At 65.7% G+C, this 22,321-nt stretch carries 23 protein-coding genes; 13 read left to right on the forward strand and 10 right to left on the reverse strand.

Translation table 11 applies throughout. The features are described from left to right. The first annotated feature begins 101 nt into the window (after positions 1 to 101). The 7 genes from kdgD to ACFRJ8_RS03920 all read left to right on the forward strand — a co-directional run bounded on the left by kdgD (position 102) and on the right by ACFRJ8_RS03920 (position 8,471). Complete coding sequence (gene kdgD / locus ACFRJ8_RS03890) at positions 102 to 1,016, forward strand: 5-dehydro-4-deoxyglucarate dehydratase (RefSeq protein ID WP_377984838.1); 915 nt, start codon at positions 102 to 104, stop codon at positions 1,014 to 1,016. Between the two features lie 11 nt (positions 1,017 to 1,027). After that, positions 1,028 to 2,659 carry an aldehyde dehydrogenase (NADP(+)) gene (locus ACFRJ8_RS03895; RefSeq protein WP_377984839.1) on the forward strand — a complete coding sequence of 544 codons (1,632 nt, stop codon included), beginning with the start codon at positions 1,028 to 1,030 and terminating at the stop codon, positions 2,657 to 2,659. Then, a complete protein-coding gene (locus ACFRJ8_RS03900) occupies positions 2,656 to 3,984 on the forward strand; it encodes an enolase C-terminal domain-like protein (RefSeq protein WP_377984840.1) in 1,329 nt (442 codons plus the stop codon). Before ACFRJ8_RS03895 ends, ACFRJ8_RS03900 begins: the two co-directional genes overlap by 4 nt. 96 nt (positions 3,985 to 4,080) lie before the next feature. Next, positions 4,081 to 5,001 carry an AEC family transporter gene (locus tag ACFRJ8_RS03905; protein WP_377984841.1) on the forward strand — a complete coding sequence of 307 codons (921 nt, stop codon included), beginning with the start codon at positions 4,081 to 4,083 and terminating at the stop codon, positions 4,999 to 5,001. A 99-nt stretch (positions 5,002 to 5,100) separates the two neighbouring features. Then, entirely contained in the window at positions 5,101 to 6,228 is a 1,128-nt protein-coding gene (locus ACFRJ8_RS03910; protein ID WP_377984842.1) for a mandelate racemase/muconate lactonizing enzyme family protein, read from the forward strand. 10 nt (positions 6,229 to 6,238) lie between these two features. Beyond that, positions 6,239 to 6,943: a FadR/GntR family transcriptional regulator gene (locus ACFRJ8_RS03915; protein WP_377984843.1), complete on the forward strand. Its 705-nt coding sequence runs from the start codon at positions 6,239 to 6,241 to the stop codon at positions 6,941 to 6,943. A gap of 169 nt (positions 6,944 to 7,112) precedes the next feature. Then, positions 7,113 to 8,471, forward strand: coding sequence for an MFS transporter (locus tag ACFRJ8_RS03920; protein WP_377984844.1), 1,359 nt, complete (start codon positions 7,113 to 7,115; stop codon positions 8,469 to 8,471). Positions 8,472 to 8,554: 83 nt separating this feature from the next. Here ACFRJ8_RS03920 and ACFRJ8_RS03925 read toward each other — a convergent pair whose 3' ends face one another. Then, entirely contained in the window at positions 8,555 to 8,743 is a 189-nt protein-coding gene (locus tag ACFRJ8_RS03925; protein ID WP_377984845.1) for a hypothetical protein, read from the reverse strand. A 79-nt stretch (positions 8,744 to 8,822) separates the two neighbouring features. Then, positions 8,823 to 9,293 (reverse strand): MarR family winged helix-turn-helix transcriptional regulator, encoded by a 471-nt coding sequence (locus tag ACFRJ8_RS03930; RefSeq protein WP_377984846.1) that lies wholly within the window; start codon positions 9,291 to 9,293, stop codon positions 8,823 to 8,825. 81 nt (positions 9,294 to 9,374) lie between these two features. Here ACFRJ8_RS03930 and ACFRJ8_RS03935 point away from each other — a divergent pair, with 81 nt between their 5' ends. Next, the gene (locus ACFRJ8_RS03935; RefSeq protein WP_377984847.1) at positions 9,375 to 10,085 is read left to right on the forward strand and encodes a hypothetical protein; all 711 of its coding nucleotides are present in this window, start codon (positions 9,375 to 9,377) and stop codon (positions 10,083 to 10,085) included. A 35-nt stretch (positions 10,086 to 10,120) separates the two neighbouring features. On the opposite strand, the gene ACFRJ8_RS03940 is transcribed toward ACFRJ8_RS03935, so the two are convergent. Together ACFRJ8_RS03940 and ACFRJ8_RS03945 are read right to left on the reverse strand one after the other, a co-directional pair. Further along, complete coding sequence (locus ACFRJ8_RS03940) at positions 10,121 to 10,888, reverse strand: SDR family NAD(P)-dependent oxidoreductase (protein WP_377984848.1); 768 nt, start codon at positions 10,886 to 10,888, stop codon at positions 10,121 to 10,123. Positions 10,889 to 11,641: 753 nt separating this feature from the next. Then, complete coding sequence (locus tag ACFRJ8_RS03945; protein WP_377984849.1) at positions 11,642 to 12,043, reverse strand: STAS/SEC14 domain-containing protein; 402 nt, start codon at positions 12,041 to 12,043, stop codon at positions 11,642 to 11,644. Positions 12,044 to 12,207: 164 nt separating this feature from the next. Between ACFRJ8_RS03945 and ACFRJ8_RS03950 the strand changes: the two genes are divergently transcribed. Next, entirely contained in the window at positions 12,208 to 12,510 is a 303-nt protein-coding gene (locus tag ACFRJ8_RS03950) for a DUF4193 domain-containing protein (protein ID WP_377985178.1), read from the forward strand. Positions 12,511 to 12,540: 30 nt separating this feature from the next. Here the strand turns inward: ACFRJ8_RS03950 and ACFRJ8_RS03955 are convergent, their stop codons facing one another. The 3 genes from ACFRJ8_RS03955 to ACFRJ8_RS03965 are packed head-to-tail and all read right to left on the reverse strand — an operon-like array spanning position 12,541 to position 16,015. Beyond that, on the reverse strand, positions 12,541 to 14,781 hold the full coding sequence (locus ACFRJ8_RS03955) for an FtsX-like permease family protein (RefSeq protein WP_377984850.1): 2,241 nt from the start codon (positions 14,779 to 14,781) through the stop codon (positions 12,541 to 12,543). Continuing rightward, the gene (locus ACFRJ8_RS03960) at positions 14,778 to 15,491 is read right to left on the reverse strand and encodes an ABC transporter ATP-binding protein (protein WP_377984851.1); all 714 of its coding nucleotides are present in this window, start codon (positions 15,489 to 15,491) and stop codon (positions 14,778 to 14,780) included. Before ACFRJ8_RS03960 ends, ACFRJ8_RS03955 begins: the two co-directional genes overlap by 4 nt. Then, positions 15,488 to 16,015, reverse strand: a complete 528-nt coding sequence (locus ACFRJ8_RS03965; RefSeq protein ID WP_377984852.1) for a PadR family transcriptional regulator — start codon at positions 16,013 to 16,015, stop codon at positions 15,488 to 15,490. The genes ACFRJ8_RS03960 and ACFRJ8_RS03965 overlap by 4 nt, the downstream gene beginning before the upstream one ends. 221 nt (positions 16,016 to 16,236) lie before the next feature. Between ACFRJ8_RS03965 and ACFRJ8_RS03970 the strand changes: the two genes are divergently transcribed. After that, positions 16,237 to 17,244: a DUF6454 family protein gene (locus tag ACFRJ8_RS03970; protein WP_377984853.1), complete on the forward strand. Its 1,008-nt coding sequence runs from the start codon at positions 16,237 to 16,239 to the stop codon at positions 17,242 to 17,244. A 24-nt stretch (positions 17,245 to 17,268) separates the two neighbouring features. On the opposite strand, the gene ACFRJ8_RS03975 is transcribed toward ACFRJ8_RS03970, so the two are convergent. Next, complete coding sequence (locus ACFRJ8_RS03975) at positions 17,269 to 18,285, reverse strand: LLM class flavin-dependent oxidoreductase (RefSeq protein WP_377984854.1); 1,017 nt, start codon at positions 18,283 to 18,285, stop codon at positions 17,269 to 17,271. Between the two features lie 134 nt (positions 18,286 to 18,419). On the opposite strand from ACFRJ8_RS03975, the gene ACFRJ8_RS03980 reads away from it, so the two are divergent. Together ACFRJ8_RS03980 and ACFRJ8_RS03985 are read left to right on the forward strand one after the other, a co-directional pair. Then, a complete protein-coding gene (locus ACFRJ8_RS03980; protein WP_377984855.1) occupies positions 18,420 to 18,629 on the forward strand; it encodes a hypothetical protein in 210 nt (69 codons plus the stop codon). Then, positions 18,630 to 19,082 (forward strand): DUF3841 domain-containing protein, encoded by a 453-nt coding sequence (locus ACFRJ8_RS03985; RefSeq protein WP_377984856.1) that lies wholly within the window; start codon positions 18,630 to 18,632, stop codon positions 19,080 to 19,082. A 60-nt stretch (positions 19,083 to 19,142) separates the two neighbouring features. Here ACFRJ8_RS03985 and ACFRJ8_RS03990 read toward each other — a convergent pair whose 3' ends face one another. Both ACFRJ8_RS03990 and map read right to left on the reverse strand, forming a co-directional pair. Continuing rightward, positions 19,143 to 20,708 carry a family 16 glycosylhydrolase gene (locus ACFRJ8_RS03990; protein ID WP_377984857.1) on the reverse strand — a complete coding sequence of 522 codons (1,566 nt, stop codon included), beginning with the start codon at positions 20,706 to 20,708 and terminating at the stop codon, positions 19,143 to 19,145. 445 nt (positions 20,709 to 21,153) lie between these two features. Then, entirely contained in the window at positions 21,154 to 21,936 is a 783-nt protein-coding gene (gene map / locus ACFRJ8_RS03995) for a type I methionyl aminopeptidase (RefSeq protein ID WP_377984858.1), read from the reverse strand. A gap of 65 nt (positions 21,937 to 22,001) precedes the next feature. On the opposite strand from map, the gene ACFRJ8_RS04000 reads away from it, so the two are divergent. Beyond that, positions 22,002 to 22,304 (forward strand): helix-turn-helix domain-containing protein, encoded by a 303-nt coding sequence (locus ACFRJ8_RS04000; RefSeq protein ID WP_377984859.1) that lies wholly within the window; start codon positions 22,002 to 22,004, stop codon positions 22,302 to 22,304. The last annotated feature ends 17 nt before the right edge of the window (positions 22,305 to 22,321 follow it).

Raw genomic sequence — 22,321 nt, forward strand, 5'->3', positions numbered from 1 at the left:
ACCCATACACAAATAGGCTTAGACAGACATAGATCCACTGCCTAGGCTGAAAAGGAACCAACACCACCCGCCATCACGGCGCTCACCCGGAGGACCACATCGTGGCAAAGTACACACCCCAGGAACTGGCGAACGTCCTCAAGGACGGCCTGCTCTCTTTCCCCGTCACCTCGTTCGATGCCCAGCTGCAGTTCGATGAGGAAAACTACCGCAAGCACCTGGCCTGGCAGGCCAGCTTCCCGGTGGCCGGACTCTTCGCGGCAGGCGGAACCGGAGAAGGCTTTTCGCTGACCCCGGCCGAATCCGAGCGCGTGGTCCGTGCCGCCGTCGAGGAAGTCGGCGGCGTGGTCCCGGTCCTCGCCTCCGCCGGCGGATCGACCGCCCAGGCCGTCGAGAACGCCCGCGCCGCGGAAGCCGCCGGCGCCGAAGGCATCCTGCTGCTCCCGCCCTACCTGACCGAAGCGGACCAGGGTGGCCTGATCGAACACGTCAGCGCCATCTGCCGGTCCACCTCCCTCGGCGTCATCATCTACAACCGTGCGAACGCGATCTACAAGGACACCACCGTCGCCACGCTGGCCGAGCGCCACGAGAACCTGATCGGCTTCAAGGACGGCGTGGGCGACCTCGAGCACGATGCCCGCGTGTACGCCAAGCTCGGCGACCGCCTGTTCTACCTCGGCGGCCTCCCGACGGCGGAGACCTTCGCCCTCCCGCTGCTGCAGCTGGGCATGAGCACCTACTCCAGCGCCATGTACAACTTCGTGCCCCAGTTTGCCCTGGACTTCTACCAGGACGTCCGCAACCAGGACCGGATCGCCGTCAACAAGAAGCTCAACGACTTCGTGATCCCGTACCTGGACATCCGCGACCGGGTGAAGGGCTACTCCGTCTCGATCGTCAAGGGCGGTCTCGACGCGATCGGCCGCTCCGCCGGCGGAGTCCGTCCGCCGCTGCAGAACCTGGCGCCCCGGGACCTCGCAGACCTCAAGTCCCTCATCGCCACCGTTTCCTAGGAGGACGCACCGTGACACTCACCGGACGCTCACTCATCGCAGGCCAGGCCGTCGCCGGGGACGGCAAGAGGGCCCACGCCTTCAATCCCGCCACCAACGACCAGCTCGAGCCCGGCTATACGCTGCTCACCGAGGAGCAGCTGAAGGACGCCACCGCAGCGGCCGCGGCGGCCTACCCCTCCTTCAGCACGCTCGACCCGGAGACCCACGCCCGGTTCCTCGAGGCCATTGCCGTGAACATCGAGGCGATCGGTGAGGAACTCGTCATGCGCGCGGGCCAGGAGACCGGGCTGCCGGCCGCAAGGCTCCAGGGCGAGCGTGCCCGCACCACCGGCCAGCTCCGGCTCTTCGCCGGCGTCGTCCGCCAGGGCGACTTCCGCGGCGTCCGGATCGACCCGGCGCTGCCGGAGCGCGCTCCCCTGCCGCGCGCCGACATCCGCCAGCGCCAGATCCCCCTGGGCCCGGTGGCCGTCTTCGGTGCCAGCAACTTCCCGCTGGCGTTCTCGACGGCGGGCGGCGACACCGCCTCTGCCCTCGCCGCCGGCTGCCCCGTGGTCTTCAAGGCCCACAACGCCCACCCGGGAACGGGCGAACTCGTGGGACAGGCCATCGCCAAGGCGGTCAAGGACCTGGGCCTACACCCCGGCGTGTTCTCCCTGATCTACGGCCCCGGCGCCAGCATTGGCCAGGCCCTTGTGGCGGACCCCGCCATCAAGGCCGTGGGCTTCACCGGCTCGCAGTCCGCCGGCATCGCCCTGATGCGCACCGCCGCCGCCCGGCCGGAACCCATTCCGGTCTACGCGGAAATGTCCTCGCTCAACCCGGTCTTTGTCTTCCCCGGCGCCATCGCCGGCAACGCCGAAGAAATCAGCGCCCTGGCGCAGCAGTACGTCACCGCCGTCACCGGCAGCTCCGGCCAGCTGTGCACCTCCCCCGGCCTGCTGTTCGCCCCGGCCGGTGAGGCAGGCGACAAACTGGCTGCCGCCGTCGGCCGGGCCGTGTCCTCCTGCGCCGGGCAGACCATGCTAACCGCGGGCATCGCCGGGTCCTGGAACGCCGGGGCCGAGGCCCTGGGCTCCGCCGGGAACGTCAGCGTCGTCGGGCAGGGCGCCGAAGGGGCAACGAAGAACGCCCCTGCCCCGGCCATTTTCGGCACTTCCGTCGCCGAGTTCGTGTCCAACCCCGTGCTGCACCAGGAAATCTTCGGCGCCGCCAGCCTGGTGATCCGCTACTCCACCACTGAGGAACTCGTGGACGCCGCCAACCGGCTCGAAGGCCAGCTCACGGCCTCCCTGCAGCTGACCGAGTCGGACTACCGGGCGGCCGCACCGCTCATCCCGGTACTGGAACAGAAGGTCGGCCGGATTATTGTCAACGGCTGGCCCACCGGCGTCGAAGTGGGCCACGCCATGGTGCACGGCGGCCCGTTTCCCGCCACATCAGACACCCGGACCACCTCCGTGGGCACGTTGGCCATCAACCGCTTCCTGCGGCCCGTCGCCTACCAGAACCTGCCCCAGGAGCTGCTCCCGGCGCCGCTGCAGGACCCCAACCCCTGGCGGCTGAACCGCCGGATCGACGGCGTCGTCGAGGCCGCCGCAGCAGAAGAGGCAGCAACAGAGAAAGTGGAGGCCAACGCGTGAGCACGCAGCCCACCATCGCCCACGTTGAAGTGGTCCCGGTCGCCGGGCACGACAGCATGCTGATGAACCTCAGCGGCGCGCACGGCCCATTCTTTACCCGCAACATTGTGATCATCACCGATTCCGACGGCCGCACCGGCCTCGGCGAGGTGCCGGGTGGGGAGAAGATCCGCGCCACCATCGAGGAGGCCGGCGCCTTCCTGGCCGGCCAGCCGGTGGCCCGCTACCGCTCCCTGCTGCGGGACGTCACGGCGAAGTTTGCCGACCGCGACGCCGGCGGCCGCGGCCTGCAGACGTTTGACCTGCGCACCACCGTCCATGCGGTCACCGCCGTCGAATCCGCCCTCCTTGACCTGCACGGACAGTTCCTCGGAGTTCCTGTAGCGGAATTGCTCGGCGACGGCCAGCAGCGCAGCTCGGTGCCCATGCTCGGCTATCTGTTCTTCATCGGCGACCCCGGGCGGACGGATTTGCCGTACCTGGTGGAGGACGCGCCCGCGGACCGGTGGGAAAAGCTCCGCCGGCAGGAAGCCATGACGCCCGAGGCCGTGGTGGCCCTGGCCGAAGCTGCCCAGGAACGGTACGGCTTCAGCGACTTCAAGCTCAAGGGCGGCGTGCTCTCCGGCGACGCCGAGGTGGATGTGGTGACCGCCCTGGCCAAGCGCTTCCCGGAGGCCCGGATCACCCTTGATCCCAACGGCGCCTGGCTCCTGGAGGAGGCCGTCCGCCTGGGCAAACGCATGCAGGGCGTGGTGGCGTACGCCGAAGACCCCTGCGGCGCGGAAGGCCGCTTCTCCGGACGCGAGGTCATGGCCGAGTTCCGCCGTGCCACCGGGCTGAAGACCGCCACGAACATGATCGCCACGGACTGGCGCGAAATGTCCCACGCGATCCGTAGCAACGCCGTCGACATTCCCTTGGCGGACCCGCATTTCTGGACCATGCACGGATCCGTCCGGGTGGCGCAGATGTGCGCCGAATTCGGCCTGACCTGGGGATCGCACTCGAACAACCACTTCGACATCTCGCTCGCCATGTTCACCCACACCGGGGCGGCGGCCCCGGGCGAGATCACAGCGCTGGATACGCACTGGATCTGGCAGGACGGCCAGGGGCTCACCAAGGACCCGCTGCAGATCAAGGACGGGGCGATCAAGGTTCCGGACGCTCCCGGCCTCGGCATCGAGCTGGACCGCGACGCCCTGGACAAGGCACACCAGCTGTATCTGGAACATGGCCTGGACGCCCGCGATGACAGCATCGGCATGCAGTACTACGTCGACGGCTGGTCCTTTGACCCCAAGCGGCCCTGCCTCGTTCGGTAGAAAGCAACCATTCCTTTACACGGCCGGGCCTCCTCCACAGCACGAGGCCCGGCCGTGCAGAGCCACGCATAAACAGATCACAAGAAGGACCAAACCTTGGGCGGCGTTCTCACCGGCATACTGATTGTCGGCTCCGTCATCGCCGTCGGATATCTCGCGGCCCGGTTCCGGGTCCTCGGACCGGAGGTCCAGGGTGCCCTGACCCGCACCGCCTTTTACGTCACCAACCCGGCACTGCTGTTCACGGTGGTGGCCGGAAGCGATATTCGGGCCGCGCTGGGAACTGATGCCCCGCTGGCACTGCTCTCCGCAGCGGCAGTGGGGCTGCTCTATTCCCTGCTGAGTTTCCTGTTCTTCCGCAGGCCGGTGGCGGAGACAGCCGTCGGGGCGATGGCCAGCAGCTACGGTAATGCCAACAACATCGGGATCCCCGTCTCCCTCTACGCGGTGGGAACGGCCCAGCACGTGGCTCCCGTTCTGCTGGCGCAGATCCTGGTCCTGGCACCGATCTATTTGACCGTGCTGGGCCTCGCGTCGGGATCAAAGATCCCTTGGCAGAAACTTCTGTTCCAGCCGTTCGCCAACCCCATGATCATCGCATCCGGCCTGGGCGCAGCCGTCGCCCTGACCGGGTGGACCCTGCCAGAACTGCTGCTGAAACCGATCGACATGCTCGCCGGCGGCGCCGTCCCCATGGTGCTGCTGGCCTTCGGGCTGTCCCTGGCCGGCAAAGCGCCGCTGCAAAAGGGCGACGGGCGCACGGAATCGCTGGTCGCCACCTTCCTGAAGATCGCCGGCATGCCCGTGATCGTCTGGGCCCTGGGCCGCTTCGTCTTCGGTCTGGAGGGGCAGCATCTGCTGGCCATCGTGATCATGGGCGCGCTGCCCACAGCCCAGAATGTCTTCCTCTTCGCCTCCCCGTACCGCCGCGGTGTGATCGTGGCCCGGGACGTCATCCTGTGCACCACTCTGCTCTGTTCGGGCTCCTTGCTGGTCATCGCCTGGCTGCTGGGCTGATTGTGGCGAACCAGGATGCAGCACTTGTTATACAAGTAAGTAACTTGTAGCCTAAGTTGAGCGGGGCGGAGTTGCCCCGCAGGAACTTCAGGGAGAACCATGACCAGCGTTGATCTCATCCGCCACGTAAAACTGTCCACGGCCAGGCTTCCGCTCGCCGTTCCGATCAGCGACGCGAAAGTGTTCACCGGACGCCAGAAGCCGATGACCGAGGTTGTGTTCCTTTTCGCCGAAATCACCACCGAACAAGGACACAGCGGAATCGGCTTCAGCTACTCCAAGCGCGCCGGCGGGCCGGCCCAGTACTCGCACGCCAAAGAGGTTGCCGAGGGCATCATCGGTGAGGACCCTAACGACATCGGCAAGCTCTACACCAAGCTGCTGTGGGCCGGGGCCTCCGTCGGACGCTCCGGCGTGGCCACCCAGGCGTTGGCCGCAATCGACATCGCGCTCTATGACCTGAAAGCCAAGCGGGCCGGTCTGCCGCTGGCCAAGTTCCTGGGCTCCTACCGCGACTCCGTCCAGACCTACAACACCTCCGGCGGCTTCCTGAACGCCTCCCTGGATGAGGTCAAGGCCCGCGCCACCCTCCTCCTGGACGAAGGCATCGGCGGCATCAAGATCAAGGTCGGCCTTCCGGACACCGCCGAGGACTTGCGCCGCGTGGCCGGCATCCGCGAGCACATCGGCTGGGACGTTCCCCTGATGGTGGACGCCAACCAGCAGTGGGACCGCGCCACCGCCCTGCGGATGGGCCGCCGGCTGGAGGAATTCAACCTCGTCTGGATCGAGGAACCGCTCGACGCCTACGACTTCGAAGGCCATGCGGAGCTCGCCCGCGCCCTGGACACGCCCATCGCCACCGGCGAGATGCTGGCCTCGGTCGCGGAGCACAAGGGACTGATCAACGCCAACGGCTGTGACATCATCCAGCCCGACGCGCCGCGCGTCGGGGGCATTACCCAGTTCCTGCGCCTCGCCGCCTTGGCCGACGAGCGCGGACTCGGCCTCGCCCCGCACTTCGCCATGGAAATCCACCTCCACCTCGCCGCCGCCTACCCGCGCGAACCGTGGGTGGAGCACTTCGACTGGCTCGATCCGCTGTTCAACGAGCGCCTCGAAACCAAGAACGGCCGCATGCTGGTCCCGGACCGCCCCGGGCTCGGCATCTCCCTCAGCGAGCAGGCGCGCGCCTGGACAACAGAGTCCGTGGAAGTCGGCAAGTAACCTTGAAGCCATGAGCCGAAACCTGACTGCGGACCTCGCCAGCGATCTTCGCCGCCGCATCGTCGACGGCGTCATTGCGCCGGGCGCGAAGCTGCCCAGCGAGAATACCCTGATCAGCGAATTCGGCGTCAGCCGCACAGTGGTCCGCTCGGCCCTGACCAGGCTGCAGGCGGAGGGACTGGTGGAAACCGAACGTGGGCGGGGCAGCTTTGCGCTGACCCCGCCACCGGACGGCCCGCAGCAGTCCGCCGGGAGCCGCCCCGTGGCCACCCTGGAGGACCGCCTGTGGCAGCTGGAATTCCGCATCGCGGTGGAGTCCGAGGCCGCCGCCCTCGCCGCCAGGAATCACACAGACCGGCAGCTGGCCGCCGTGCGGAAGGCATTTGAAGACTTCACGGACAGCGCGGCGCACCCGGCACACGCCATGAAAGCTGACTACGAGTTCCACCGGGCCATTGCCGCGGCCTCGGGCAACCCCTTTTACTCCGACTGCCTTGGATCCCTGGGGCAGACCATGATCGCGATGCCCCGCGCCCGGCTGGTGGGCGGCGGAGAGCACGATGCCCGCGAGCACTTCGATCAGGTGGTGCAGGAGCACGAATCAATCGTCGCCGCCATCGCGGAGGGCGACGGACCCTCGTCGTCCGCGGCAATGCGGAGTCATTTGGCGAACTCTCGACGCCGGCTCCGCGCCGCTGCACCGGGCAACGCCTGAGGTCAGGGCGCCGGGAACGGGATTGATTCCCTGAAGGTATCTCGTAATGCAAATAATGTGTTGGACGGGCATTACCGCCGCCACATAAAGTGAAGCATCGCTGTGGCGAGGGCCACAATCAACCCCCTTGCCCCGGCCGACCAGCTTCGCCAATTAAAGGAAAATCTCCATGCAGTCTGTAGACAACGCTGTCACGGACGTGGCCTTTGCCACGAAAAAGTTCTTCAAGCGGGTACTGCCCATCATGCTCGTCATGTTGGTGTGCAACCAGCTCAACCGGTCCAACATCGGCTACGCCCAGGAGCATCTGCAGGCGGATGTCGGGATCGGCGCTGCTGCCTACGGATTCGGGGCCGGGCTGTTCTTCGTCGCCTACGCGATCTTCGAACTGCCCAGCAACGTGATGATGGAGAAGTACGGCGCCAAGGTCTGGCTGGCCCGGATCATGGTCAGCTGGGGCATCGTCTCCTTTCTGATGGTGTTCGTGCAGAACGAGACCATGTTCTACGCCCTGCGGTTCCTCCTCGGCGCCGCGGAAGCAGGATTCTTCCCCGCCGTCATCTTCTACTTCGCCCGCTGGGTGCCCGCCGGGCAGCGGGGCAAGGCAACGGCGATCTTCATCGCCGGGTCCTCGGTCGCCGCCGCGCTCTCCGGCCCGATCGCCGGAATGCTGCTCAGCCTCCACGACGTCCTGGGGCTCCGCGGCTGGCAGTGGCTCTTCGGCTTCGAAGGACTGCTCTCCGTGGTGGTCGGCATCGCCGTGTTCTTCGTCCTTGACGCCAAAATCCAGGATGCCAAATGGCTGACGGAGGGCGAAAAGCTTGCTCTTACCGCGGCGATCGCGGACGAGGACGCCCAGCACGCCACCTCAGGCGGGAATCCCAGCGGAAAGATCAACCGCTGGAAAATGCTCCTGAACCCGCAGATTCTCCTGCTCTGCGGCATCTACTTCTCCGTGCAGCTCTCCATCTACGCCAACACTTTCTGGCTGCCCAGCATCGTCAAGCAGATCCCCGGGACCACGGACCTGAGCGTCGGCTTCCTCTCCGCCATCCCCTGGGTCTGCGCCGTGGTCGCCATGTACTTCGCCGCCAAGTGGCAGGACAAAGCCAAATCCAAGCGGCCCCTGCTCGTGGCTGCGCTCCTGGTCGCCGCCGTCGGCACCCTCGCAGCCGCCGTCGCCACCCCCGTGCTGGCCCTCGTGTTCCTGGCCATCGCCGCCATGGGATTCAAGAGCGCGTCACCGCTGTTCTGGACCATCCCCCAGTCGGGCCTGCACCCCGTCATCCTGGCGCCGGCCATCGCCATCATCAACTCGCTGGGCAACCTCGGTGGCTTCGTGGCCCCGTTTGGATTCGGCATCATCAAGGAACAGACCGGCAGCGTCATACCGGGGCTCTTCGCCCTCGCCGCGGCATCAACAATCGCCGCAGCGCTGGTCTACTTCCTCAAGGAGCGCAAGACCGAAACCAAGGTGCCTGTGGCTACGCCCGAGGAGGCTTCGCCCTACGCCGTAGCCGCCAAATAGTTCCGGACGCAGATAGTTCCGGACGCGAAAAAAGGAAGGCAGGCGCCCTAAGGGCGCCTGCCTTTCGTCGCCCCATGCCGCCTTCAGTCTCTCTTGCGTGCTTCCAGCAGGTGCCGGTCGAGTTTTTCTTCAGCTTCGCGGCGCCGCTGACCGACAATGCGAAGCTGCTGAGTGATCGGACTTGCGTAGCCATCAACGTCGCGGTGATGCGTGCCCTTCAGACGCTCGGGGCCGGAGGGCAAGGTGACCCGCGGTTCAATATTTTCGCCCATATCGGGATGATCCCACAGTGCTCGCCGGCTGAAAAGGACTGCTTTCCCCGACAATTAATCCGTGCAGACCACTGCAGTTTCACCCCAGGCGCGTTCCCCGATGAAGGTCCGTGTCAAGGGCGTGGGCGCTGGCCAACCTGGCCAGCAGGCTGCCCAGTTGCTCAGACTGTTCGCTGGTGAGCGGGGCCAAGAGCTCGGCTTCGTGCCGTTCGGCGATCCCTCGCAGTCTGCCCAGCACCTTCGTGCCCTCGTCCGTCAACCGAAGCTCGTAATTCCGCCGGTCGGTGCTGCTGCGGACGCGGGCCACCAAGCCTCGCGCTTCCAGCGAATCGATGAGTGGCACAACGCGGCTCGGCACCGCTCCCAGGCGGTCGGCCAGGGACCGCTGGCTCAGCCCGGGCGTGCGGCCCAGCAGGCGGAGAACGCCGGCGTCGCTCGGGGTCAGCCCGAGCTCGCGTGTACGCTCTGCGAATCGAGCCGATGCCAGCGCCCCAAGCTGGGACAGCAGGAAAGCGGTTCGCTTCGACCGCGACAGGTCCGGTGAGTCCATGCCCCAATATTACGCCATTGACAGAATCATTCAACAGGTGAATCATTTTAGTTGTGACGTAATTATCGGAAAGGAGCGATCATGACTGACCTATCCGCCCACCACACCTTTCCAAGGACACGATCCGGAGGCCCCAATCCGGGCGTCCTGGCGGCAGTGAGCCTGGGACTCACGGTTGGCGGCCTGCTTAGCAGCGCGATCCTCACTGGCGGCCAGACGTTTGTCTCACCGTTCTCTACCGCCGACCAGGTCGCGGTCTATTTCCACGGGAACCCCGATGCCGTGCGGCTCGCCAGCTTGTTCCAATTCGGCTCAGCGGTGCCGCTGGGTATCTTCGCGGCCACCGTTTACGCCCGGCAGCTCCGGCTCGGCGTCCGCGTCCCCGGGCCCGCGATCGGATTCTTCGGCGGCATCACGGCTTCGGTCTTCCTTATGCTCTCGGCCGCCGTGGGCTGGGTCTTGAGCCGTCCGGAAATCACCACCGACGGAACGCTGACCCACGCGCTGGCGTTTCTCGCGTTCATCACCGGCGGCGTGGCTTACGTCGTTGGTCTCGGGCTCCTCGTCGCCGGGATCGCCGTCCCGGCCCTCATCCTGCGCTTCGTGCCGCGCTGGCTGGCCTGGGCCGGCCTTGTCATCGCCGCCTTGGCCGAGCTGAGCTTCCTGTCCATGGTGATCGAACCGCTCCAGTTCCTGCTGCCCATCGGGCGGTTCGGCGGCCTCCTCTGGCTTGTCGCGGTCGGATTCCTGTTGCCACGGAGCCGGGCCGCTGCGAATCGACAGGAGACCTAAGCGGCCGCCTGACCCATGGCTTGGCGTTCTGTAGTTCAGAAAAGCGCTATGCCCGTAAGTTCGGCGAGTTTGTCGGTGAGCCTGTCCTGGAAGGCCGTGTTGGCCACCTCCGGGGCAGGCTTCTGCGGCCGGCGGTGGTACCAGTAGTTGCCGGAGACCAGGGCGGCATGGTCGTTGCTGACGGCGAGCCAGCTCTGGGTGTCGTGGCCCATGGCGAGGTCGTCGGGAGCGCCGGGGCCACCCATCTTGGTGGGGACCCATCCTGGATCAACGGCATTGCTGAGCACGGTAGGCCAGTGCCGGGCGATGGAGGCGGAAAGCGCGGTCACGTGCAGCTTGCTCTCGGAGTAGGCGGCGCCGGCATTCCAGTGCCGTTCGGTCCAATCGATGTCCTGGAGACTGCCGCTGGCCGCGTGGTGCATGCCGCTGCTGACGTAGATCAGGCGGCCGGGCCGTTCGATCAGTGCAGTGAGCAGGTAAGGGGCGAGAACATTGACGGCCAGAGTGCGGGAATGTCCCTCCGAGGTCGAGACGCGGCCCGGCGAGAGGTAGACGCCGGCGTTATGGATAATGGCGTCCATCCGGCCATGCGCATTGACCTGTCCGGCAAGGTCCAGGGTTTCGGCGGCGCTGCTGAGGTCCCCAAGGACGACGCCGGCCGCTTGCGGACCGAGGTCATCGACGGCGGCCGCGCGCGCCCGGCTGCGGGCGTGCAGCAGGACCTCGTGGCCGTCGTTCAACAGCGTCCGGGCCGTGGCGAGGCCGAGTCCGTCAGTCGAGCCGGTAATGAAAATGCGAGCCATGGGGTTGGTCCCCTTCGTGGTCTGGGTGCGTCCCGGCCACTTTAAGCCCTTGGCTCCAGAAACGGATCACCGCACGGCGGAATCGTCACGCGCCATGTGATTCGTTGCGCCTAGCTTTTCGTTGCGCTTACGTTGCATCCCCGGACAAGCCGCCGACCCCGGCCCGATCCGGGAGGCCATAGTGCACCCGCTCAGTGGGACGATGATGCAAGAGGGGGCGGGTTGCAGGCCGGGGCCCGGACGGCCGCCCAGCGCCTGGCCTCGAGGGCTGCGCGGGCGTTTCGGCTTCCGCCGCTTGCCCATGGACGAGTGTCAGATCGGGCCGGCGGCCCCGGGAAGGTTCCTCCCGCAGAGCGATCAGGTGTGCCGCCAGCGCAACCTCAGGCCTGTCCGGGTTGGCCTGCAGCAGGCGATAAAGCTGGTCCCTTTCACGGACCTGGCCCGGCGCGGAATCGGACAGTACCGCGGCGATGATCTCGGCGGCCTGCAGGCGTATCCCCCGCACCCTGCTGTCCCCCGGTTCCCTCTTCCACGGATCCGCGGGCGGATTCTCCAGTGGGTGGTTCGGACGGGACGACAACTCAGTGGACTCAATGGACATTTGCCTAATCCTTTGTTTCCCGTTCCGGGAGGGCCCGGAACCGGCCACGATCCCTAAAGCCCTTGATACAACCGTGGCGCAATTGGGGCGGAAGACCGTGAAGCAACCTTACAACGGTAAAGACCGGTCTGTCTTGAATCGTGCGCGAATCCTTACCAAACCTTGCCGCTGCCCTCAGCGCGGCTGCTGGTGATTTCCTTCAGCCACGTGATTGCGGCGGTCCTCGAGGTGAAGAACTCGTGCGGGTATTTGGTCTCCCGGCTGGTGGCGGAAGCGATGACCCTGTCGACTGCACTGGATCCGAGGACCGCGATGGCCACCACGCCCGTGCTTTGTGCGAACTGGTATCGGGCCGCGGCGCTGAACACGACGTCGGTCATCTCAGAGAGCATGGGCATCGGGGTCCCGCCGCTGATGCGTTCCACAGCAAGCATGGCATCCTTGGCGTCGACGGCGTCGACAAGAGAACCGGGGCGCCAGACACTTTCGAGGATCCCTGCGTCAACGCTGAGAGCGTTCTTCCCGTCAGCGGCGTCGATTCGTCCCGGTATCATTTGGTTGATCCTAGGCCTGAACTGCGGCGATGACCTGCGCCACACTCATGGCGTGGCCCGCCAACGCCGTCCGGCGTCGATTCTGGCCACGGCTGCGGAACAACCGCGGGTTGCTGTACGTTGCAGTGAGCCTAGTCAACCCTCGAGAAATGAGAACACGCCACGTGGCAACCGACTACGACGAAGTCCGCTCAGACGTCAAGGAAACGCAGGAAAACTCCCTGGAAGCACTGCAGTCCGCCAACGCACCGGACGCCCGCAGCGTCGTCCAGGAACTCGACGAGGCCGACGGGCTGGACGGGGCCGGAGTCCCCGGCGGCGAGTTCATCGCCGAAGAGCTGACTGTTCAGGTCATCCCGCAGGCCACCGACGAATTCACCTGCTACTCCTGCTTCCTGGTCCGGCACCGCTCCCAGATCGCCCGGCAGACTGGCGCCGAGGTCTACTGCAAGGACTGCGAAGGCTGAACCTAGCGGCCTCCAAGGCAGGTTGTGGTCTCACTCGAATCGGGTGGCCGCGATAGTGGTGTTGGACCGGACGAGTCCGAAGGTTACTGTCACTGCGGCGAGTGCGAGCAGAAGACTGAAGGACAATGCGGTGTAGTACTCCGTGCTGGGCCAAGTGATAGATCTGCCGCCGCCGAATGACGAGATCATGAGCCAGGCGACGAGGAACCCGAGCCCGACGGACAGCAGCAGAACTGCCAGGAGCGGGACAGCGGCCTCCTGGACGATGACCTTGCGCAGGACGGACACGGGCATTCCCATCAGCCGCATCAGGCCGAGCACACGTTTGCGGTCCAGGACAGCGGCCGCAGTGGACACAGCCAGGGAGATTCCCGCGACTACTACGGCCACGAACACGCCTATGTAGGCAAGTGAGGCCAAGCCTTGGATCAATCGCGCGTTGCTCATGGTTGCGAGATCCGCAGGGGACGTTCCAGGCGTGGCAGTCACGCCGGATGCGTTCAGGGCCGTGCGTGCCCGGTCAATGGCGGCGGCCGTCCCGTCGGTCCTGACCACCATCACGACCGGGACCAGGGCATCCAAGCTTTCAACAGATGCGGCCGCGAGTGAGACCGGCGTGGAGGTCCAGGCATTCAGGAACGACGCGTCGAAGGACACTATCTTTTCCGACCCTGGATTCGCGAAGCCGAGCGATGGCGCGTCGGTAGCCGCAATGTAGATGTCCATGGTGTCCCCCTGTCCGAGCGGGGTCTTGGCGTAGCCGATGGTGGTGTCGCGAATTCCGGCAAGTTCCTTGGTGCTGCGGGCGACGGCGGCAACCTGGCCGGGGGTATAGGCCGGCGCCACTAACGCGTAGACGCTGGTGGGAAGGAGCAGTCCGGGTCGCGCCTCGGGTGTCTCCACCGTTCCTATGGCGCTGATGCCTCCGGCGAAAACGGAGACCATGAACACCGCTATGACCAGCCCGGAGACCGAGCGGAAGGTTGCGACGGGGGTGCTGCGGATTCGGCTGGCGGCGATGACCGTTGAGGCGCGGCGGGCGCTGTGCAACCCAATGGTGCTGGCCATGCGTGTCAGCCATGGACCAATGGTCACAATGCCGACCGAGGTCAGTGCGAATCCGCCGATCAGCAGCGGAGAAGTCCACGGGTTCCCATCGGTATCGATCTTGGTCAGTAGGGTTCCCGTGGCCATGCAGGCCAGTCCGACCAGCAATGGCACGGCCCGCCACACGGTGGGGGTTTTCTCGGGCATGGTCCGCGTGACTCCGAGCGGGCCAATCCCGGTCTTGGCCGTGCGCCTGGCGGCGACCAGCGAGCAGGCCGCCACCACGAGCACGACTGCGGTCACTGCGAAACCCGCGCCAAAGGTGAAATCGGCCAGGAACACCCTGGTGCCGTTGACGGGGACCTGGGCTGCGGCCGGCCTGAATGCGATCGCCATGACGACGCCGAGAAAGGCGCCGGCCAGGCTCGGTATGGCCGTCTCCACGGCTGCCATGCCCGCGACCAACTGGGGCGAAGCACCGATCAGGCGCAGGGTGGAAAAGCGTTCCCGGCGCTGGGCAGCGCCCAGCCCGGTCGCGATGCTGACCAGCAGCAGCACCGGGAAGAGCACCGCGATTCCGCCGACCAGCAGGGCCGTGCGGTACAGGCTTGCGCTCTCCCCGTAGGGATTGGCGGTGAACTCCGTGACGAGCATTGCCACCGGACCCTGGCGGAGCCGGGCCTCGGTGGCGCCGCTGATGACCACCAGGGCATCGGGCCCCGGCAGCGCGGAGTCGTCAATGACGCCCGCGAACGTTCCGTACCGGTCCCCCAGTTCCTCAGCCGGAGTCGTTTCGATCAGCCGCTGCAGGGCGGGCGAGGCGTAGTACTGTCCAGGGACCGGCGGCGCGCCGATGCCTGGAATTTTCACCGTGGCTCCGGGGAGCGCCGCGATGGCGCGGTGGCTGATGAGCTGGTCGCGGAAGACGTCCTGGAGCGATCCCAGCAGAATCGTTTCCGGTGTCAGCGGTATCGGTTCCAGAGGTCCGTTCCCGGGCTGCCCGGCGGCTGCGGATCCATCGGCTGTCTGCGGCACATAGACTGAGGTTTGACCCATCTCCCGCAGCCAGGCACCCCGCGCGTCGCGTTGGGCCAGACCGTTCGCTGCACTCCACAGCAGCAGCACCAGGCACACGCCGATTGCCACGCCGCCACCGATGCCGGCCATCCGCCCCCACGAGGACCGACTGCCAAGCAGCGCCATTTGCAGGACAGCCGGATTCATGCCGGAACCCGGTAGCCAGCAGAGATGGTCCCGTCACGCACGATCACTTCTCGGTCGGCATATGCGGCGGTCCGGGCGTCGTGAGTAATCATCACCACAGTCGTGCCCGCTTCCCGGACCAGGTCAAGCATCAGTGTCAGGACGTTCTCGGCCGCCAGGGAATCCAGGGAACCGGTGGGTTCATCGGCGAACAACACCGCAGGCGAGGTCACCAGGGCCCGGGCGATGGCCGCACGCTGGGCCTGGCCTCCTGAGAGCTCCCCCGGGAGCTTGGTGGTGAATCCGTCCAAACCCAGTCGTTCAAGCAATTCCTCGGAACGCTGGCGCGCCTCAGCCCGTTTGGTACCGCCAAGAAGCAAGGGAAGGCTCACGTTGTCCAGCGCCGTCAGTTCGGGCAACAGCTGGCCAAACTGGAAAACGAAGCTGAAGTCGGTCAGCCGCAGCCGGGACCGCTCAGCTTCACGCAGCCCGCTGATGTTGACGGGGTCAAGGCCTCGGGACGCATAGGCCACGGTGCCGCGGATCGGGGCAAGAATTCCGGCCAAGCAGTGCAGCAGGGTGGACTTGCCCGATCCCGACGGCCCCATCACGGCGAGCACTTCGCCGGCGTGGACGTCGACGTCGATACCGCGCAGCGCTTCGGTCTGCCCGAACGCGTGGTGGACGCCGCGGGCACTGAGGATGGGTGTAGTGGTGTCGATCAGGCTCATGAGCTCTGGAGTTCCTTCTTGAGTTGGGTCAGGCGGGCGCTGGTCAGCTCGATCCAGCGCAGGTCTGCCTCGATGTGGAAGAGTCCGTGGTCGCACATCAGCACCTGCAGCAGACCGGCGTCGCGCTTGAGGCGGGTCAGCTCGCGCATCCGGGCCATGTGCTCCGCGCGCTGCGCATCCAGCAACCGGTCGGCGTCGTCGTCGAGCAGCAAGGCGATCACGGTCTTGGCGAACAGCTCGCTCTGCAGGGTCTCGGAGGGCACATCGGGCGTGAAGAGCCACTGCCGCACTTTATCCCTCCCGGCATGGGTGATCTCATACTTCTTGCGGTCCGGACCGCCGCCGCTCTCCTCTCCCAACGCCACGATCAGGTCGTCGCGGAACATCCGGGCCAGCGTGGAATACACCTGCCCGAAGGCCAAGGGTTTCTGGACGCCGAAATAGCGGTCATAGGAATGCTTCAGGTCATAGCCATAGCTGGGCTCCCGGCCCAGCAACCCCAGAAGGGCAAGCGTGTTGTTCACACCTCATCTATACACTCAGTACCTAGCGGGAGTCCAGTTCCTCCACAAAGCGGCCGGCCGTGTCGCAATCTGCTGTTCACCAGCCCGCACCCTGGGTTCATCGCCGGGACGTAGCGTCGCGAGTGCTTGTTAGATCCAACCTTGTCTAGATCCAACCTTGCTTAGATCCAACCTTGTTCAGATCCAACCTTGTTCAGACCAAACCCTGAAAGGCTCCCCGAATGAGCACTGCTCGCACCCGAGGCATCCTCACCGCCGCCGCAGCAATCGTCCTGGCCGCATCCGCAATCAGCGCCACCGCGGCTGCCCAGGCCGCCGGTGACAACGCCGCTGCCGGCAACCACGGTGACAGGAACACGGCGCTGGCCCACGCCTTCAACGGCGTTGACCGGAACACGCACTGGCAGCAGACATCCAAGGTGAAGCTCAACTTCCCCACGTTCCACACCGAGGGAATCGCCTACAGCCAGGACCACATCTTCCTCTCGGCCGTTCAGATCATCGAACCGACCGTGAAGTTCCCGACGCCGCAGAACGGGTTCGACCGCACGCCCGGCAAGGGGGTCGGCCACCTGTTTGTCATGGACAAGGGCGGCAACCTGCAAAAGGACATCGTCCTGGGCGAGGGCGACATGTACCACCCGGGCGGCATCGACTTCGACGGCACCAACGTCTGGATCCCGGTGGCCCAGTACCGGCCCGACAGCAGCGCCATCATCTACCGCGTGGACGCGAACACCCTCGAAGTGCACAAGCAATTCGAGGTGAAGGACCACTTCGGCGGCATCGTGATGGACAAGCAGACCGGCCACCTGGTCGGCAACACCTGGGGTTCACGCCGCTTCGCGGAATGGGACCTGCAGGGCAAGCAGCTCTCGACCTGGGAGAACCCGAACTACTTCATCGACTATCAGGATTGCCAGTACGTGCCCAGCTCCAGGATGCTCTGCAGCGGGATCACCAACCTCCCGCAGACCGCGGCGGCCGGCGGCGCGGGTACCACCTACGAACTCGGCGGCATGGCGATGATCGACCTCAAGTCCCGCAACGTGATCCGCGACGTCCCGTTCCAGCAGTGGTCCACCGCAGGGCACGTGGCCACGCGCAACCCGTTCAAGATGACGGCCGACGGCGGACACCTCACCATGAAAGTGGCGCCCGACAACGGCGAGGAAGGCAACGGCACCGAAATCCTCACCTACGAGGCCACCGTCACCCCGGCGAAGTAGCGCAGGCCGGCGCGGGCGCCCGGGTCACTCCCCCAACGAGGGGCGGACGTCGCGCGATATCGACTCGAGCAGCCGCACGTTGAAGTCCACGCCAAGCTGATTGGGGACGGTGACCAGCAACGTGTCCGCCGCGGCCACGGCCGCGTCACGGGAGAGTTCCTCAATCAGGCCGTCGGGTTCACCGATGTAGCTGCGCCCGAACCGGGCCAGCCCGCCGTCGAGGTAGCCCACCTGGTCCCGGGCATCGGCCTGCGCGCGCAGCCCGAAGTACCGCCGTGATTCGTCATCGATCAGCGGGATAATGCTGCGCGATACGGACACCCGGGGCGTGCGCAGGTGGCCGGCCGCCGCCCAGGCCTCCCGGAATCCGGCGATCTGCCCGGCCTGCAGCTCATCGAAAGGGACCCCGGTGTCCTCCGTCAGCAGGGTCGAAGACATGAGGTTCATGCCCTGCGGTCCCGCCCACCGGGCGCTGGCTCGGTTTCCGGCACCCCACCAGATCCGCTCAGGGAGCGTCGGGGACAGGGGCTGTATTGGGACCGGCCCGCTGTGCCCGCTGACCTGCGGATTGCCCCTGGCCATGCCTGCCCCGGCGATGGCGGCCCGGAAGTGCTCCGTGTGCCGGCGGGCCATGTCGGCGCCGGACTCGCCCTCCGCCGGGTGGTGCCCGAAGGCTTCGTAGCCGGCAAGGACGGTCTCGGGGGAACCCCTGCTGACTCCGAGCTGCAAGCGGCCGCCGCTGATGAGGTCGACGGCGGCGGCCTCCTCTGCCATGTAGAGCGGGTTCTCGTACCGCATGTCGATGACTCCGGTGCCCATCTCGATCCGAGAGGTCCGTGCGGCAATCGCGGCGAGGAGCGGGAATGGCGAGGCCTGCTGCTCGGCAAAGTGATGGACCCGGAAGAACGCTCCATCGACGCCGGCTTCCTCCGCGGCCACGGCCAGCTCAATCGCCTGCAGGAGCGAGTCCTGGGCGGAACGCACGCGCGAACCCGGGACGTCGCCCCAGTGGCCGAAGGACAGAAAACCAATCCGTTTCATAAGTTTTCACACCTTCTCATGTGAAGTCGGACTTTCGGAAGCGAGGTGAGTGGCCCGAGGAGAGCTTCGGCTCACGACCTGCTCGATCGACAGTCTCTGCCCTTAGCGTCGGTGCTCTCAGCCATGCTGGTCCTGTGCTGACCCTTCCAATCACAAACGCCCGCGCAACCGACGCCGTTCCCAGGGGCCGGATCGGCTACGACCTCTCCGCAGAGCGGCTGTTGCTTCACACGATTCAGACCCAGGACGCGGTGGATGCCCTGCTGTCCGGCGGCGTGCTGGTGCCGGACTCTTCGCTCGCCGAGCCCTTGTACGCGGACGCCTACGCCTGGATGCTCCAATAGATGGCTACGAAGCTCTCCACCATAGGTGACGGGGCACTCTGGTTCTGGGCCAAGATTAGGCGCCAAGACCTGGTGGATCTCTGCAGGCAGTCTGCGGGAGAAGTTCTCTTGACCTGCATGGTGCCCCGGGACCGGGCGATGCTCTCGCACTTTGGAGACTGGCATTCGGTCCTGAACGAGAGTCCGCTCGCCCCGGAAATTCCCGGCGAAAGTGATGAAGAATTGGAGGCGCGTCTGAATCGTATGTTCGATGATTTCGAGGACCGGCTCAGGGCGGCAGGAGCACGAGATCTCGGCCGCCCCCATTGGCCGGAGGATCTGAGGGCCGAAGTCGAACAGGGTTGGGAGAGCATCCTGGAACCGGGCAATTACGGCCGTTTCGGATCCTGGCAGGCCACCAAGCACGAGCTGCGCGCCGACGATGTGGTGGGAGCAGTGAGGCTCGAACGCTGAGCAGTCGCTTAGAAGCAAAGCGTGCAGCCCAGCATGGCGGCGGGCCTGGTGAGCCGCGGGCTAGCCGTAAACGCGAACCCAGTCGACCTGCATCTGGCTTGGTAGGGTGGCGGTCCCGTCCGGGAACCAGTCCAGCTGGATTGTTTGGTGCATCCCGACCGTGGGCTGGTGCGCCGGGTCTGTGTCGGTGAACCATTGCACGCCGTCGATGTAGCCGGTGATTCCGGACGGGGTCCACTGGACCGCGTAATTGTGCCATTGAGTGGTATCGATCGGCTGCGCTGTCTGGGTCTGGAAGTTCGAGCCGCCGCACGCGTAGTGCAGGAAGAACTTAATCCTGGACGTGTCGGAAGTTCCTTCGGCGAAATCAATCTCAGCACAGTTGGGGGACGTGTTGTTGTTCGGCCAGAGGATCAGGACAGGGTGGTATTTCGGATCCCGGGCACTGGTTTTCATGCGGACTTCCCAGCGTCCGTATTGCTGCTGGGCAAACTTGGCTGACATGCCGCCAGTAGTGCCCGCCGAGTTGCCGCTGACGGTAACCACGTTGCCGTTTACAGACCACGCGTTCGGGCTCCGGATGCCGTTGCCTGCATGACCCGGACTGTTGTAGACGCCCCACTTCAACGGATTCGGCGCGCCCGTGTAGGAAAACTCGTCGCCGGTAATCACCGGACCCCACCCGAAGACGACGGCGGCCTGAGTCCCGTCGGGCGACGGGGCCGTGTTCACCGTGATCGTGCGGGAGGGCGTGACCGCGTCGGGGCTGACCCCGTTGGCCGCGGCGACCGTGAACGTCGCCGGCCCGGCCGTCGTCGGGGTCCCGGACAGGACCCCGGAGGTGGCGTTCAGGCTCAGCCCGGCCGGCAGGGCACCGGAGGCCACCCTGAAGGTTGGCCTCGGGTTTCCGGTTGCGGCGAAGGTGTAGGTGTAGGCGGTACCGACCGTGGCCGCCGCCGGAGGCGAGGACGCCGTGAACACCGGCGCCGCCGGGGCCGGCCGAATCTCGATCAAAGACATATTCCACCTGTCCGTAGTGGGAGCGGTGTCATTGATTCTGACGGTGGACGGCGCCGTCACTGTGCCGGGCACAGTTTGGCGTTGCGTCCAGAACGTGCCGCCGCTGCCGGCAAGGTACTCATCGACCTTGGTTTGACTGCTTCCCACGGTGCGTGCTGTGGACGCGCTCCAGTCATTTCCCACACCCCAGACCCAGGAGCCGGTGCGCGTGGTGCTAAGCGAAGCGGTGGGCGCACCCGCGGGCCCGCTGGCACCCCCGACCGCTCCATCGGTGGCCGTGTCCGCGCCCGTGAAGGTGGCGACCGTTATGGAACCCCGGTATGAACCGTTGTGCGTCGCGGTCACCCTTGCGTTCGTGAGGATGCCACTGGACACCGCCTGCCAGATTTCTGCGGTCCCGAACTGAAAGTTGGTCCGCTTCCGCAGGCGCCAGGTGAGCCCGCCACCGGTGACTGCGGTGAACTGCTGGGCACCGGTTTCGGCACGTCCATCAGTGGCCACAAACGCAACCAGGAGTTCCTTGGTTTGGCTGGTTGTAAAGGCTGGCGAAACGACGGTGCGGGAAAGCGTGGTCTGGTGCGCACTGACCACTTTGTCCGTCGCCACTCCCCCAGCTGCCTTGGCGGGCAGGGGCACCAAACTGAGGCACACAATTGTGGCGATAAGGACTAGGCGTGGAAATATCGGTCGCCGCATGAATTCCTCACAAAGTCATCATTGAAGTGAAATAAGCCGTCACCACCATGGCAGCGACGGCTCTGCGCCGAGGGATCTGAGGGCGGCGGCCATTCGTCGTGAACATCCGGGACAAAAGCCCTGACTGCGGCGTGAATGAGCGGTGCCGCCGAATTCATCCGGCCGGATTCACCGGCCCGGGAGACCCCATCGTAACGAGTCCCGAGCCGCGACAACCCCGGTGGCGGCTACCCGTTAAAGAACGGTTCATACTCGTTAAAGCCTTAGCTTTACTCGCAGTCGGCGTCGGGAACCGTTCGTTTCACCGGGTGATTCGTGACGAGACGCCGGAGCATAGGGGCAGGGGGCTCCGATCTCACGGGTGCGCCTGCGTCGGCAAAGTGAGGATCTCAGCTCCGTCGTCGGTGATAGCGATCGTGTGCTCACTATGGGCTGTCCGGCAGCCGGTCGCACTTCGGAGTGTCCACCCGTCGGCGTCGGTGATGAGGTCAGCGGTGTCGGCCATGACCCAGGGCTCCAATGCGAGCAGCAGCCCGGGGCGCAGTTTGTATCCACGGCCCGGCCGTCCGGTGTTCGCAATGTGCGGGTCCTGGTGCATCGTCGATCCGATGCCATGACCGCCGAACTCGGTATTGATCGGGTACCCTGCCTCGCTGAGGACCGTGCCGATGGCATGGGAGATGTCGCCGATGCGAGCCCCGGGTCCGGCCGCGGCTATCCCTGCGGTCAATGCACGCTCGGTCGCGCTGATCATTGCGACGCTCTCCGGGGGCTTGGAGCCGCCCACGATAAAGCTGATGGCGGAGTCTGCAGCCACTCCTCCTTTGGAGACGGCGAGGTCGAGGGTCAGCAGGTCGCCGTCGGCAAGCGAGTAGTTGTGGGGCAGTCCGTGGAGCACGGCGTCGTTGACGGCCGTGCAGATGTAGTGTCCGAACCGCCCGCGTCCGAAGGATGGCTCGTAGTCGACGTAACAGGACAGCGCTCCAGCCTCGACAATCATGGTCCGGGCCCACCGGTCAATGTCCAGGAGGTTCGTGCCGACCTTGCTACGGACCTTCAGCGTCTGCAGGATGTCAGCGACGAGGGTGCCGGTCTCTTTTGCTCGGGCCAATTCGGTGGGGTTCAGGATCTCGATCATGCGGCGCCTTTCTCACGTTCCAATAACTATCCCGGCCATATTATCCCGGTACTATAATCGGAGCCATGGTTAGATTGCCACTCACCCCCGCAGAGGTCGAGCGCGGACAGCGCCTCGGTGCCCTCTTGCGTCGCGCCCGGGCAGAGCGTTCGATGCTCGAAATCGCGCTGGATGCGCGCGTCTCACCGGAAACCCTCCGGAAGATCGAGACGGGCCGCGTAGCGACTCCCGCCTTCCCGACCATCGCTGCGATCGCCGACGTCCTCGGGCTCTCCCTCGATGATGTGTGGGCAGAGATCACCCAGCCCAAGTATGGCGTTGAACCGGGCAGTTCTGATCACAACGCACGTGAGCGGTTGGCCTCGTAAAGCTTCGGCGGCGGTAA

It is taken from the genome of Arthrobacter sp. NPDC056886 (assembly GCF_042788715.1).
GTDB lineage: Bacteria > Actinomycetota > Actinomycetes > Actinomycetales > Micrococcaceae > Arthrobacter.